This is a genomic window from Vibrio sp. 10N.286.52.F8 (assembly GCF_041468745.1).
GTDB lineage: Bacteria > Pseudomonadota > Gammaproteobacteria > Enterobacterales > Vibrionaceae > Vibrio > Vibrio crassostreae_C.
On the sequence record NZ_JBFRJF010000044.1, the window covers coordinates 136,942 to 151,249 of the forward strand.

The 14,308-nt window shown below is 40.4% G+C and carries 12 protein-coding genes; 7 read left to right on the plus strand and 5 right to left on the minus strand.

Translation table 11 applies throughout. The annotated features are described in order from the left end of the window. Window positions 1-124: 124 nt before the first annotated feature. The 5 genes from AB4133_RS19755 to AB4133_RS19775 all read right to left on the minus strand — a co-directional run bounded on the left by AB4133_RS19755 (window position 125) and on the right by AB4133_RS19775 (window position 4,463). Complete coding sequence (locus tag AB4133_RS19755; RefSeq protein ID WP_372225496.1) at window positions 125-1,276, minus strand: murein hydrolase activator EnvC; 1,152 nt, start codon at window positions 1,274-1,276, stop codon at window positions 125-127. Between the two features lie 84 nt (window positions 1,277-1,360). After that, entirely contained in the window at window positions 1,361-2,182 is an 822-nt protein-coding gene (gene cysE, locus AB4133_RS19760) for a serine O-acetyltransferase (RefSeq protein ID WP_009847961.1), read from the minus strand. 47 nt (window positions 2,183-2,229) lie between these two features. Continuing rightward, complete coding sequence (gene gpsA / locus AB4133_RS19765; RefSeq protein WP_372225463.1) at window positions 2,230-3,294, minus strand: NAD(P)H-dependent glycerol-3-phosphate dehydrogenase; 1,065 nt, start codon at window positions 3,292-3,294, stop codon at window positions 2,230-2,232. A 178-nt stretch (window positions 3,295-3,472) separates the two neighbouring features. Continuing rightward, a complete protein-coding gene (gene secB / locus AB4133_RS19770) occupies window positions 3,473-3,940 on the minus strand; it encodes a protein-export chaperone SecB (protein WP_009847959.1) in 468 nt (155 codons plus the stop codon). A gap of 88 nt (window positions 3,941-4,028) precedes the next feature. Then, the gene (locus AB4133_RS19775) at window positions 4,029-4,463 is read right to left on the minus strand and encodes a rhodanese-like domain-containing protein (RefSeq protein WP_016786319.1); all 435 of its coding nucleotides are present in this window, start codon (window positions 4,461-4,463) and stop codon (window positions 4,029-4,031) included. Between the two features lie 275 nt (window positions 4,464-4,738). On the opposite strand from AB4133_RS19775, the gene rfbB reads away from it, so the two are divergent. The 7 genes from rfbB to AB4133_RS19810 all read left to right on the plus strand — a co-directional run bounded on the left by rfbB (window position 4,739) and on the right by AB4133_RS19810 (window position 14,170). Further along, entirely contained in the window at window positions 4,739-5,827 is a 1,089-nt protein-coding gene (gene rfbB / locus AB4133_RS19780; RefSeq protein ID WP_372225465.1) for a dTDP-glucose 4,6-dehydratase, read from the plus strand. Further along, window positions 5,827-6,714: a glucose-1-phosphate thymidylyltransferase RfbA gene (rfbA, locus tag AB4133_RS19785; protein WP_372225467.1), complete on the plus strand. Its 888-nt coding sequence runs from the start codon at window positions 5,827-5,829 to the stop codon at window positions 6,712-6,714. Before rfbB ends, rfbA begins: the two co-directional genes overlap by 1 nt. Beyond that, entirely contained in the window at window positions 6,714-7,595 is an 882-nt protein-coding gene (gene rfbD, locus AB4133_RS19790) for a dTDP-4-dehydrorhamnose reductase (RefSeq protein WP_372225469.1), read from the plus strand. Before rfbA ends, rfbD begins: the two co-directional genes overlap by 1 nt. 4 nt (window positions 7,596-7,599) lie before the next feature. After that, entirely contained in the window at window positions 7,600-8,148 is a 549-nt protein-coding gene (gene rfbC / locus AB4133_RS19795; RefSeq protein ID WP_372225471.1) for a dTDP-4-dehydrorhamnose 3,5-epimerase, read from the plus strand. Between the two features lie 293 nt (window positions 8,149-8,441). Then, entirely contained in the window at window positions 8,442-9,230 is a 789-nt protein-coding gene (locus AB4133_RS19800) for an ABC transporter permease (protein ID WP_372225473.1), read from the plus strand. 11 nt (window positions 9,231-9,241) lie between these two features. Continuing rightward, a complete protein-coding gene (locus AB4133_RS19805; RefSeq protein ID WP_372225475.1) occupies window positions 9,242-10,483 on the plus strand; it encodes an ABC transporter ATP-binding protein in 1,242 nt (413 codons plus the stop codon). 3 nt (window positions 10,484-10,486) lie between these two features. Next, window positions 10,487-14,170, plus strand: coding sequence for a glycosyltransferase (locus AB4133_RS19810; RefSeq protein ID WP_372225477.1), 3,684 nt, complete (start codon window positions 10,487-10,489; stop codon window positions 14,168-14,170). Window positions 14,171-14,308: the final 138 nt, after the last annotated feature.

The following is a 14,308-nucleotide window of genomic DNA, read 5'->3' on the forward strand; positions in this document are numbered from 1 at the left end:
ACGAGTAAACGAAAAACAGGGTAGAGCGACGACGAGGCTAGCGTTTTTCATATCACGTTTTACTCTGACCTTGTGTCGGTTTTAAGCTCTTCGCATCTCGTTTACTCGAATCCCGCATCTGCTCTTATCTAACCAACCAACTCTTTGGATTCTGAGCTTGGCTGTTTCTGCGAATCTCAAAGTACAGTGATGGGCGGGTTTGACCACCGGTGTCACCTGCAAGCGCGATGGCTTCGCCTGCTTTCACTTTGTCACCTTCCTTCTTTAAAAGTGCTTGGTTAAAGCCATAAAGCGTCATATCGCCTTTACCATGATCGAGAAGAACCACTAAACCATAACCTCGCAGATACTCTGCAAATACCACCGTGCCAGAGTAAACCGATTTTACCTGCTGACCGTACTTGGCGTTGATAACCATGCCTTTCCAGTTAATTTGACCCGTTTGGCGTGAGCCGTAGTTATGCAGAACTTTGTCTTTGATTGGCCAAGGCAGTTTACCTTTGCGTTTGGCTAACCCATCCATAGGGACGGCATTACGTCTTTCTCGAGCCGCTTTTTCTGCTTTCGCTATTTCAGCTTTTAGGCGAGTTTCATTGCGCTGAAGCTCTGCTAAGTAATTTTTGTCGCCAGAAATATTCTTCTTAATACTACCGACGGTTTTCTTACGTTGTGTTTGGGTTTTGGCTAACGTATCGCGCTTGGTGGTTTGTTGTTTTAGTAGTATTGCTATCTGTTCTTGCTCGAGTTGACGCTGTTTATGGCTCTCTTCTAGTTCAAGTTGCGTCTGTTCAATCGTGTTGATTGTTGCGGAGCGAGCTTTGGCAAGGTGCTGGTAATAGTGACTGATGCGATCTTCTTCTACACCGGTGTTGAGGATGTGAGAAGACGCTTTAGCTCGACTTGTCATGTAGTAAGTCTGAATCAGTTGCTCTAACTTATCGGTATGGACTTTTTTCTGAGCAGTAAGCGCTTTAATCTTAGCGTCTAAGTTAGCAAGATTTGCATTGGCCGTATTGAGCTGCTTTTTACTATCGAGTATCGCTTTTTCAAGCGAAGCGATGGATAGCTCTTGTTTCTTGAGGCTTGCTTGCAGGCTATCGAGCTTTTTCTGCTGTGAGGATAGGTTTTTTTGTTGGCGAGATATTTCACTCGTTACGCCTTTCAGTTCCCCCTGAGAGGCGGCAAATGACGATGTAGATAAAAGAGCAACACCAAGGCTGGCAGATATCAAAAGAGTCCGGTTAATGGCTCGAATTTGTTTCATCATTATCGTCATTTTGCTCTTATTCATGATCAACAGCTGCTTTTAAATCTTTTCGCATCTCGGCTATCGGTTATTCGTTGAATCCCGAACCTGCTCTTAAATCCCATCACCATGGATGAAGTTCTGAGAGCGACCATTGAACCCTTGGTCCATATCTAAAGATGGCTTGTCTGTTTTAGGTTTTCCGACAATTTTTGCAGGAACGCCAGCGACTGTTGTATGAGGCGGTACGGCTTGTAGAACTACAGAACAAGAACCAATCTTCGCGCCTTCACCCACCTCAATGTTACCTAGTATTTTAGCGCCAGCGCCAATCATCACGCCTTCACGGATTTTAGGGTGACGATCGCCACCTTCTTTACCCGTACCACCCAAGGTCACGTCTTGAAGAATCGATACATCATTTTCAACTACCGCTGTTTCACCAATCACAATGCCTGTAGCATGGTCGAGCATGATAGCTTTACCGATACGAGCTGCAGGGTGAATATCAACTTGGCAAGCAACCGAGATTTGGTTCTGTAGGTAAGTGGCAAGCGCAATACGACCTTGTTTCCATAGCCAGTTAGCCACTCGGTAGCCTTGTAGAGCATGGTAGCCTTTCAGATAAAGCAGAGGCATCGAGTACATCTCGACCGCAGGATCTCGATTTACCGTCGCGCAGATATCACAAGCGGCAGCATCAATAATCGATTGGTCCTGCTTAAACGCTTGTTCAACCACTTCACGCACCGCCATTGCTGGCATTGATGCTGTTTTTAGCTTATTTGCTAGGATGTAGCTAAGCGCAGCACCTAAGCTTTCGTGGTTGATAATGGTGGCATGGTAAAAACTCGCAAGCATAGGTTCTTGCTCCGACTGCTGTCGAGCTTCCTTCACAATGCATTGCCAAACTTTTTGTTGTTCACAGTGTTTCATTTTACCATCCATCTTATCTATTTTATCCCACGACTGAATACGCGATGTTATCGCTCTGACTTCTTGTCTCGAGCAAGCAAATCTTGTGCTGCTAAGTGTGCGTCTTTCCCTTGATACAGCACTTGATAAATTTGTTCAACGATTGGCATCTCAACGCCCATGCGTTCTGATAATAACCAAACTTCTTTGGTGTTGCGATAACCTTCAACGACTTGGCCAATTTCTTCTTGTGCGGTATCTACATCTTTGCCTGCGCCAAGTGCCAAACCAAAGCGACGGTTGCGTGATTGGTTATCAGTACAGGTTAGTACTAGGTCGCCTAATCCAGCCATGCCCATGAAGGTTTCTGGCTGGGCACCAAGTGCTGCGCCCAAGCGACTCATTTCAGCTAAGCCGCGAGTGATAAGTGCGGTACGTGCATTGGCACCAAAGCCAATACCATCCGACATGCCTGCGCCAATTGCGATAACATTCTTCACTGCGCCGCCAAGTTGCATACCAATGAAATCTGAGTTTGCATACACGCGGAATGTTTTGCCGCAGTGGATTTTTTCTTGGAGCTCTTCAAGGAAAACTTCATCAGGTGAAGCGACAGAGATAGCCGTTGGCATGCCCATCGCTAACTCTTTGGCGAAGGTCGGCCCGGATAGAACCGCTAAAGAGTAGCCATCACCCAGCACATCGTGCGCGACATCTTTAAGCAGGCGTCCTGTCTCTGGCTCTAAGCCTTTGGTCGCCCAACAGATGCGAGAGTCTGAGGCTAAGTAAGGTTTAACGCTATTAAGCACAACGCCAAATACGTGGCTCGGGACTACAAGTAAAAGGTCTCGGCTTGAAGTCACTGCTTTTTCTAAGTCTGATTCAATGATCAGGCTTTCTGGGAATTCTAGATTTGGTAGAAACTCATTATTAGCGCGCTCAGATTCAAGGCGAGCCATATGAGCAGGGTCATGCCCCCAAAGAACAACGTTTGCACCGTTACGCGCTAGAGAGATAGCTAAAGAGGTTCCGTAAGAACCTGCACCAATGACAGTCATGGCGATCTCTTTGCCGTAAGCGCTGTCTTTACCGTAAGCGTCTGCCGTATTAGTCGGGCGAGTTGTTTCTGTCATGCTTCCACCTAAAAATAATGAGGGAAATCGAAGAGTTTTGAAAAAGCTATCCACTAAAATAAGAACAGCTTTCAATCTTAGTACAGTGTAAAGAAAAAATGCACATCGCAGAAGTTACGATGTGCATTTAAAAGCGAACTAGCGCTTGAAACGTTAGAGTTAAGTTCTACTGTGAGACTTAAGCCTGTTCGCCTTCAGCTTGTTGAGCTTGGTTTTGTAGGTAGTTCATGAACAAAGCATCAAAGTTTACTGGAGCTAGGTTCAGTTGTGGGAACGTACCTTTAACCACTAGGCTAGAAATCGTTTCACGCGCGTATGGGAACAGGATGTTCGGGCAGAATGCACCTAGGCAATGTGCCAGTTGGCCAGCTTCCATTTCGCTTGCAGAGAAAATACCGCCTTGTTGAACTTCACAAAGGAACGCTGTGTCTTCTGCATTCTTAACAGTAACAGTTAGACGTAGGATAACTTCGTAAACGCCTTCGCCAAGCTCACGGCTTTGAGTGTCTAGGTCCAGTTTTACATCTGGGTTCCACTCTTTTTGAAACATATCTGGAGAGTTTGGCGCTTCGAAAGAGACGTCTTTTAGGAAAATACGTTGGATTGCGAAGTTCTGTTGTGCGTCTTGTTGTGCTGCTTCAGCCATTTTCTTGTCCTTAAAAATTTATAATTAGGCTCTGTTCATCATATCAGTCGAACAAAGCCCTAAAGTAATATCGTTTTACTCGGTCAGCTTATTTTTTACCTTTAACCAAAGGAAGGTTAGCTTCGCTCCAAGCCACTAAGCCGCTTTTCAGCACGCTTACGTTTTCAAAACCTGCTTTAACCAGCAAGTTCGCGCTTTCTTGAGCGGTTTGACCAGTCTTGCATACTACGATGATTGGGTCTGCTTTGTGGCTTTCAAGGCTACCAAAGCTATTTGCTTTGATGTCTGACGGCAAAATGTGAACTGCGTCCGTAATATGGCCCTTTTTGAACTCATCCTTAGTACGAATATCAACCACAACACCATTTTCACGGTTAATCATGTGTGTGGTTTGCGCTGCCGTGATCTCTTTATAAGCTGCGTTTGATGTCTTGATAACGTTCGCAATGATGGCAACAACCAAGCCGATCCATACGATGGCTAAAATCATATTCTCTTGAACAAATGGAACTAACTCTTGCATATCTTGAACTCTTATTCGTTATTGGGCGAAAAACTCTAGGTCAGGAGTATAGCGAGGTTTTGGATTTGGTGCACATAGTACTAACTACCTCATACCGACCACCTGATTTTTTTTGATTATATCCACTGTTACATAGATAATAGGGATATTTACATTTTTAAATTTTAATGCGTAGTTTGGTTGTCGCTTTGTTACCGAAGGGCGGTAGCGTACCTGATGGAGTTCACTATTACCTGTTAGGTCTATGATTTTCAAGTTTTATTTTAGGAGTTTTTGTGAAAATATTAGTCACCGGTGGCGCTGGTTTTATCGGTTCAGCAGTTATACGTCATATTATAAATAATACTTCTGACAGCGTGATCAACGTTGATAAGCTCACTTACGCAGGTAACTTAGAATCTCTTATCGAAGTGGATTCGTCTGAACGTTATGCATTTGAGCAAGTCGATATTTGCAATCGAGTAGAGCTTGACCGTGTTTTTATTGAACACAAGCCAGACGCAGTGATGCATCTTGCGGCAGAGTCGCATGTTGACCGTTCAATTACAGGCCCTGCCGCGTTTATTGAAACGAACATTGTCGGAACATACACGTTGCTAGAAGCGACTCGCGAATACTGGAATGCGCTTGAAGGCAGTGCAAAACTGGAGTTTCGTTTTCATCACATCTCGACCGATGAAGTTTACGGTGATCTTCCGCATCCAGATGAGGTTCCTGAAGGCACTGACCTGCCGATGTTTTTAGAAACAACCTCGTATGAGCCATCAAGTCCATACTCGGCGTCAAAAGCATCGAGCGATCACCTTGTGCGTGCATGGTTACGTACTTACGGCCTTCCAACCATCGTAACCAACTGTTCAAATAACTATGGCCCTTATCATTTTCCTGAAAAATTGATCCCATTGGTTATCCTTAATGCGCTAGAAGGTAAAGAGTTACCTATTTACGGTAAAGGCGATCAAATCCGTGACTGGCTATTTGTAGAAGACCATGCGCGAGCACTCTACAAAGTAGTGACCGAAGGTAAAGTAGGCGAGACCTACAACATCGGTGGTCACAACGAAAAGAAAAACCTCGAAGTCGTGAAGACGATTTGTGACATTCTAGATACGTTAGTACCAAAGGGTTCTGCGTATGCAGAACAAATCACGTACGTTCAAGATCGTCCTGGTCATGACCGTCGTTATGCCATTGACTCATCTAAGATGCAACGTGAATTGGGTTGGACGCCAGAGGAGACGTTTGAGACAGGTCTTCGTAAGACAGTTCAATGGTACCTAGACAATGCCAAGTGGTGTCAAAATGTGCAAGATGGTAGTTACCAACGTGAGCGCCTAGGTGTAGTAGCAGGAGATATGAAGTAATGAAAGGTATCGTATTAGCTGGTGGCTCTGGTACTCGTCTATACCCACTTACACGTGGTGTTTCGAAACAACTCTTGCCGATTTATGACAAGCCAATGGTGTTCTATCCAATATCGACATTAATGCTTGCTGGTATTAAAGATATTTTGATCATCACGACACCTGAAGATAACGCTGGCTTTCAGCGTTTGCTTGGAGATGGCTCTGATTTCGGTATTAATCTTGAGTATGCAATTCAACCAAGTCCTGATGGCCTAGCGCAAGCGTTTATCATCGGTGAAGAGTTTATTGGTGATGACAGCGTGTGTTTAGTTTTGGGTGACAACATCTTCTATGGTCAGTCTTTTTCAAAAACACTACAAAGTGCTGCTTCAAGAGAATCGGGTGCTACTGTGTTTGGCTACCAAGTGAAAGATCCAGATCGTTTTGGTGTGGTTGAATTTGATGAAGATATGAAAGCTATTTCGATTGAAGAAAAACCAGAAACCCCCAAATCTAATTATGCCGTTACAGGTTTGTATTTCTACGATAATCGAGTGGTTGAAATGGCGAAGCAAGTGAAGCCATCTCATCGTGGCGAACTAGAAATTACGACACTCAATGAAATGTACTTAAATGATGGCTCGTTAAATGTAGAGCTGCTCGGTCGTGGTTTTGCGTGGTTAGATACTGGCACACACGAAAGTCTGCATGAAGCCTCTTCTTTCGTGCAAACGATTGAGAATGTTCAAGGCTTAAAAGTCGCGTGTCTAGAAGAAATCGCATGGCGCAACGGATGGCTGAGTGATGAGCAGGTATTGACGCTCGCTAAGCCGATGATGAAAAACGAATACGGTCAGTATTTGACGCGTTTAGTGACTGAAACTCAGAAAAAGGCAACAAGCTAATGCGTATTTTAATTACCGGTTGTCATGGTCAAGTGGGCTCGAGTCTAACTGAGCAGTTAGCGAGCCATGAGAATACGGAAGTGTTAGCGCTTGATAGAGAGCATCTTGATATCACCAATCAAGATGCTGTCAATGCAGCGGTTGCTGAGTTTAAGCCGAGCATCATTATTAATGCGGCGGCACATACAGCGGTTGATAAGGCTGAAGAGGAAGTTGATCTTTCTTTCGCGATAAACCGTGATGGTCCCATATACCTTGCCCAAGCCGCACAAAGTGTTGGTGCGGCCATTTTGCATATCTCGACCGATTATGTGTTTGAAGGCAATAAAGCCGGTGAGTATGTGGAAACGGATGCGACAAACCCGCAAGGCGTTTACGGTGAAAGTAAGCTCGCCGGTGAAATCGCCGTGGCACAAGCGTGTGATAAACACATTATCCTGCGTACTGCATGGGTATTTGGTGAGAATGGCAATAACTTCGTCAAAACCATGCTGCGTTTAGGTGAAAACAGAGACGCATTGAGTATTGTCGGTGACCAGTTTGGCGGGCCGACTTATGCGGGCGATATTGCGGGTGCATTGATTCAAATAGCGAAACGCATTAATCAAGGTAATGCTGTTGAGTACGGTGTTTACCATTACTCGGGTTTACCTCATGTCAGTTGGTTTGACTTTGCTGATACTATTTTTGATGTAGCGGTTGAGCAAGGAGTGCTAGCGAAGAAGCCGAGCTTAACGAGCATCACCACCGACCAATACCCAACCCCTGCAAAGCGTCCAAGTAACTCTCGATTGAGCAATGAGAAAATCATTCAAGGTTTCTCTGTTGAAGTGAGTGATTGGAAGGCGGCATTAAACAATCTTCAAGCGTATGCAGGATAATAAAATGAAAGTAATTGATACCCGTATCCCTGATGTAAAAATCATAGAACCAAGTGTATTTGGTGATGAGCGTGGTTTCTTTATGGAAACCTGGAATCAAAAGCAATTTGAAGAGCTAGTAACGGGAAAGCCGACTCAATTTGTACAAGATAATCACTCTAAGTCTAAGAAAGGAATCTTACGTGGCTTGCACTACCAAACAGAAAACACTCAAGGAAAACTGGTACGCGTGGTTTCTGGCGAAGTGTTTGATGTTGCCGTTGATATTCGAAAAGGCTCACCAACGTTTGGTCAATGGGTAGGAGAATATTTATCTGCTGAAAACAAACGACAGTTGTGGGTGCCTGAAGGGTTTGCGCATGGTTTTTATGTGACGAGTGATGATGCGGAGTTTGTTTATAAGTGTACGGATTATTATAACCCTAATGCTGAAATATCTATCAAGTGGGATGATTCAACTTTAAATATTCAGTGGCCTATATTAGGAGAGCCAATTTTGTCTGCAAAAGATAAAATTGGCTTAGATTTAGAAAGTGCATTTACATTCAATTAAACAGATACAAAAAATAATAAAATTCATATTTTGGTATAATTCGTGAGTTATTGAGATAATAATCTAAATTTATTACGGCTAGTTACTGTATTTATGGCTTTATATGCGAATTCTTTCGATTTTTACTGTAAAAAAGTCATGGGTTTCTTAATTTAGATTCATTTGGAGGGCTTGGAATTAGTGTTTTTTATTATAAGTGGTTATCTTATTGTACTGTTTGATTAAGATTAAGATTAAGATTAAGATCAAGTTATTAATAAGAAAAATGTTAATGGTTCTAACTAGAGGCTCGAATGAACTTCATAATATCTCTTTTAAAAGATAGACGCATACTCATAAATTTAATATCTAATGATTTAAAATCTAGGTATTTGACTAATTACTTAGGGTTTTTATGGGCATTTATACAACCTTGCGCCACAGCATTAACATTGTGGTTGGTTTTTACATTTGGTTTTAAAGCGGCACCTCAAAGTGAAGTACCTTTTTTTCTATGGCTTATTTGTGGACTTGTACCATGGTTCTTTATAGTGGAAGGGCTGAGTAGTGGGTGTTCTTCAATTACAGATAATAGCTTTTTAGTTAAAAAGATAGTATTTAAAGTTTCGTTATTACCCGTTGTGAAAATAGGCTCAGCACTTATTGTTCATTCCTTCTTCGTTGCTATTCTGTGCGGATTGTATGTATTTTATGGTTTCAAGCCAAATATATACTGGCTACAACTATTTTATTATATTGCATGTGTATCTTTGCTTCTACTAGCCTTAGCTTGGTTGACTAGCTCGATAGTTGTTTTTTTCTCTGATTTAACTCAAATTGTAGCGATGCTTGTTCAATTTGGTTTCTGGTTAACCCCTGTATTTTGGAATATAGATACTATTAATGGAAGTGCCGCCAATATACTAAAACTTAACCCGTTTTATTACATTGTTGAAGGCTTTCGAGATTCAATGATCAAGCAAGTATGGTTCTGGGAGAAACCTCAAGAACTAATGATCTTTTGGGGCGGCCTTTTAGTTTTGTTGTTTTTATCTATGGTCATTTTTAAACGCCTACGACCACATTTTGCGGATGTATTGTGATGATTAGTAATATGATTGAAGTATCGAATTTAAATAAAGTATATAAACTATATCATCGCCCATTGGACAGGTTTTTGGAAGCTGTTTCGCTGACATCAACCTCCAGGCATAAAGAATTCCATGCACTGTCAAATGTCAGTTTTAAAATCCCCCAAGGGCGTACAGTTGGTATTCTTGGCAAGAATGGTGCGGGTAAAAGCACACTATTAAAGATATTAACGGGTGTATTAACACCTTCGTCGGGATCTGTGAATGTTAACGGCCGAATCTCTTCATTATTGGAGCTCGGTGCTGGTTTTAATCCTGAATATACGGGGTTGGAAAATATATACTTTCAAGGAACATTGCTCGGTTTTTCGAAAGATGAAGTGACTGAAAAACTAGATGGTATTTTAAATTTTGCAGACATTGGTGATTTTATTCATCAACCCGTTCGTTTATATAGTAGCGGAATGTTCGCACGATTGGCTTTTTCCGTTGCTATCAATGTTGAACCAGATGTGTTGATGATAGACGAAGCACTGAGTGTTGGAGATGCAGGTTTTCAACTGAAGTGCATGCTCAAAATGCAAGAATTGCAAAAGAGAGGCATTACCATTTTATTTGTATCGCATGATACTCAATCTATTATTCGATTTTGCCAATCGGTAATGATAATGCAAAACGGAGAATTAATTGAATACAGTGATGATGTTATTTCTTCGGCTAAAAATTATGAAAAGAAAATCAGAAACTTAGGTGAAGATTTTGATTTAGAAGGGCAAGAAGAAAAAGTTAAAGATAAATCTTACGACGATGAGCTTGGTGATATAAAAGAAGTAAGGTTTGGTTCAGGTACGACTAAAATAGTCGCCGTTGAATTTTACAACGAAAATGGACAAAAAGAGACACACTTTAAACCCGGGAGTGATGTTCTGTTACGTTGTTATTTAGATTCAAGTGTGGCACAAAAATCGGTCGTTATTGGCTTTTCGTTAAGAAATGCTAAGGGTGTGGATGTTGCCGGCGATAATACCTTATTAGCAAAAGGAAATTTAGACCTTGAAAATGGTCAATATAATATTGACTTTACATTTCCTTTGAACATTCCTAGTGGTGAATATTTCTTGTATATCGGGGTTGCTAGCTTAGATGGAGAAAGAGTTGAACTCGATCAGCGTTGGCCCTTACGTAAGATAATTGTTACTGGCGGTAGAGAAGTGGTTGGGGTCGCATATTGCCCTTCACGTGTAGAAATAATGAAGGTTAAGTAATTTATGATTCAGGTTGGAAACTCAGATATTTCAGATAGTGTTAAGTTCAAAGTGGCTGATGCTGGCGTCTGTATAATCGATGATGGCGTTGAAATCAGAGACTTTGTGGTTATTGAGTGTGGTGATGGTGGTTATATCCATATAAAAAGTGGAACTGTTATTAATAGCCATACTTGGATCAATGCTAGCGGAAAAGTAACGATAGGAAAGGACGTATTAATTGGTCCGAATGTCTCTATCACTTCTACTTCACATCGTCATACTCTTACTAAAAAAATTAAAGATCAAGGGATGCAAGTAAGTGAAGTTGAAATCGGTAATGATGTGTGGATTGGCTCCGGTTGTTCAATACTTGCCGGTGTAAGTATTGGTGAAAGTTCGATTATTGCAGCTAATGCTGTTGTTAAATTTGACATAGGTAGTGTTTGTATTGCTGCTGGTAATCCCGCCCAATATATTTCTGAAAGGAAATACAAAACAGTTGTTTTTTATACATTGCCTCTTGTAATTAGAGAGCAACCAACACTATTTAGCAGTATTGTTGATGTATATAAGCCATTAATGGAAAAATTTTCTGCTATGGGTTGGCGTTGTGTTTTAGTTGGCACAGAGCAATTGGTTGAAGAATACCCTGATTTTCCATTTGACTTAGTGAGTCCTAAAACTTACGGGATGAGTTACCAAGATCATGTCAGTGCAGATTGGTTGGATGATTGGACTAAAATTCTCACCGGAAAAGAACTCCCATACCATAATTCATTTCTAAATAAACTCATGTCTGATGTTGACCCATCGTTGGTTTTTTGTTGGAACTACGATGGAATATTGAAAGGGGTCTGTGAGGGGTTATGTTTACCTATTCTATTTAATGAATTAGGACTTCTTCGTCCGCCGAACCCTATGGCTTATTACTCTGATCCGAAAGGTGTTAATACTACGGCCGGGTTAATTGACGAATTCAGAGAATATAAATCTAAGTTAAAACCTCAAAGTAGTGACTACGTCAATTATGATAGATTACATATATTAGAAAATAATTACCAATCTACAAAAGAAAGAAAATTTGATAGTGTTTTGATTTTGCTACAAGTAAATGATGATTCTAATATTATTCTGGGAAGCCCCTTTGAATCGATGCAAGAATACGTTGACTGTATATCTTCAGCTTTAGCTAATTCGAATTATAAAGTAATCGTTAAACCTCACCCATTGGATAAAAGTCCAATTTTAAATGAAGATGTTGTTGTTGAGGATAAACATGCAGATACAACATCTTTGATTGCAAATGCTGCTGCTGTATTCACCATTAATTCATCCGCTGGTTTTGAGGCAGCCCTTGCAGGAAAAACGGTGTATGTCTTAGGTAAGTCGCCCTATAGCGGGTTAGGTATCACCATCGATGTAGATTCTCCTTCGATGTTACCAAAAATATGGGAAATGAATAAAACAGTATTAGATATCAGCCGTCAACATCGTGCAGATGTAATTAACTTTATTTATGAAACTTATTTTTTAGATAGCGATGCTTTCTTACAACCATCTGCTCATTTCACTCGTTTGATTGAGAGCAAAAGGGATGCTAAAAAAGGGACTCGAAAAGATTTCATTACAGAGTGTGAAGTCAACAGGCAACAAGCCTATATATCCTATCTTGAAACTAACAACAGTGAACTTAAAGAAGGTGTTGATTATTTAAATTTAGAAGTTGAAAAAGAAAAGAACGTCAGTAGAAAACTAACTGAAAGTTATGATTTAATAATAAAGTCTATTTCATGGCGTATCACTCGTCCGTTGCGATTCTTTAGAATGTTAATTTTAGACCCTAGCTTTGCTTTAAGGAAAATATATCACCGCTTTCCTATTTTATCTCCTGTCGTTTCAAGATTGAGATTTATAAAGCAACGATTAGTTAATTTTTCAAAAAACATTTTCAATTCTAACGATAATATTGCAGCACTTCAATCATTATCAAATCGTCGAGCATTGTATCAATTACCTAAACTAGTGACTAGTGAACTACCTGTGATCGCAGTGTCAATTGTTACTTATAATAGTGAGAAGTGGATTGATGATTTTTTTAAATCTTTATTACAACAATCTTACCCACTAGATAAATTGAACTTAGTTTTAGTCGATAATGGTTCATCTGATAATACGGTTAACGCTCTAGAAGAATACAAAAATAAAATAGGTGAAAAATTCAAATGCTTTTCTATTATTAGGGGCGACAATATCGGATTTGGTGCGGGGCATGATACTGCTATCAATGCTAGCGATGAGTCATTAATCCTGATCAGTAATATAGATTTAACTTTCACTCGTGATGCATTAAAAACGGTAGTGCAGGCAGCAACAAGTGATATTTCAAGTGACGTTGCTTGCTGGGAGTTGCGACAGGCTCCGTATGAACACCCTAAATATTATGATCCTGTTACATTAGAAACTAATTGGTCATCTCATGCTTGTATTCTTGTGCAGAGGGAAGCGTACCAAAAGGTAAAAGGTTATGACGACAAAATCTTCATGTATGGTGAAGATGTAGAGCTATCATATAGATTTAGGTCATTCGGCTACCACTTGAAATATTGTCCTAAAGCACTGGTTTTTCATCATACTTATGAGCATGAAAGCCAAGTTAAACCATTACAGTATAGAGGCAGCACTCTCGCTAATTTCAACTTAAGGTTGAGGTACGGAAAATGGTTTGATAAAGCAGTTATTATTATTTTGCAGTTTGGGCTTTTGAGCAGACCCGCTCCCTATCCCTCTGCTCGTAAAGATGTTGCAAGAAACTTGCTTAAGTTCATTAGAGAAGGGCAGCACTTTCGCACTGGTAAAGGACTAAGTGAGTCAGTCTTTTTCCCATTTAGAATGTTTGACTATGAAATGATAAGGGAAGGTGCATTTTGGCCGGTGGGAACGGAGATTTCAAAATCTCCATTAGTAACGGTTATTGTTCGAACTTATAAGGGGAGGGCTGAATATTTAAGGCAAGCATTAATTTCCATATGTAATCAGACTTACCCTTGTGTTGAAATTGTCGTAGTGGAAGATGGAGGTGATACTCACCATGATCTTGTACAATCTATAGCGTCACTTTCTAATTTTGATATTTCCTATTACCACCTGGAAAAGGTTGGTCGTTCTGTAACTGGGAATTATGGTCTTGAGAAAGCAAAAGGAAAATATTGTGTCTTTTTAGATGATGATGATTTACTTTTCGCTGATCATGTAGAAGTTCTTGTATCTGCTATTGAAAATGATAATCAAACTGTTGCAGCTTATTCTCTAGCAATGGAGGTTTGGACTAAACAGTTAAATGCACAGGGTGAATACAGAGAAGAATTTTTCGATACTCCAGAATCATTTAAGCAAGAATTTGACTATGCTGTTTTGGAAGACCATAACTTCATTCCTATTCAATCAATCCTATTTCAACGTCAGCTTTATATAGATCGAGGTGGGTTTGAAGAAGATATGGACAACTTGGAAGATTGGAACTTATGGTTAAGATACGGGTATGAAAATAAATTTGCTTACGTACCGAAAACGACATCTTTATTTAGAACTCCTGCAGACCCTAATATTAGAGAAGGTCGTCACTCACAATTACACCAAGCATATTTAGTTGCTAAAGAAAGGGCCAGAAAATCTTGTGAGCAGTATAGAAGTAAAGAAAATATATAAGGTATAAATTTTTCAATATAATCACTGGAAAAGTTCATGAGGATGTTTAAGTGAGGCCTAGTATATTAAGTTCTCACTTCTTAAACATCACTATATCTGAGATTATAATAGAAGATGCTTGATTCTGCGTAAATCAGG

Excerpts from the sequence above, each read along its gene's own strand:
- secB (WP_009847959.1), bottom strand. The coding sequence starts at position 3,940 with ATGGCTGAAGCAGCACAACAAGACGCACAACAGAACTTCGCAATCCAA.
- AB4133_RS19775 (WP_016786319.1), bottom strand. The coding sequence starts at position 4,463 with ATGCAAGAGTTAGTTCCATTTGTTCAAGAGAATATGATTTTAGCCATC.
- AB4133_RS19755 (WP_372225496.1), bottom strand. The coding sequence starts at position 1,276 with ATGACGATAATGATGAAACAAATTCGAGCCATTAACCGGACTCTTTTG.
- AB4133_RS19800 (WP_372225473.1), top strand. The coding sequence starts at position 8,442 with ATGAACTTCATAATATCTCTTTTAAAAGATAGACGCATACTCATAAAT.
- AB4133_RS19805 (WP_372225475.1), top strand. The coding sequence starts at position 9,242 with ATGATTGAAGTATCGAATTTAAATAAAGTATATAAACTATATCATCGC.
- AB4133_RS19810 (WP_372225477.1), top strand. The coding sequence starts at position 10,487 with ATGATTCAGGTTGGAAACTCAGATATTTCAGATAGTGTTAAGTTCAAA.
- rfbD (WP_372225469.1), top strand. The coding sequence starts at position 6,714 with ATGCGTATTTTAATTACCGGTTGTCATGGTCAAGTGGGCTCGAGTCTA.
- rfbC (WP_372225471.1), top strand. The coding sequence starts at position 7,600 with ATGAAAGTAATTGATACCCGTATCCCTGATGTAAAAATCATAGAACCA.
- cysE (WP_009847961.1), bottom strand. The coding sequence starts at position 2,182 with ATGAAACACTGTGAACAACAAAAAGTTTGGCAATGCATTGTGAAGGAA.
- rfbA (WP_372225467.1), top strand. The coding sequence starts at position 5,827 with ATGAAAGGTATCGTATTAGCTGGTGGCTCTGGTACTCGTCTATACCCA.
- gpsA (WP_372225463.1), bottom strand. The coding sequence starts at position 3,294 with ATGACAGAAACAACTCGCCCGACTAATACGGCAGACGCTTACGGTAAA.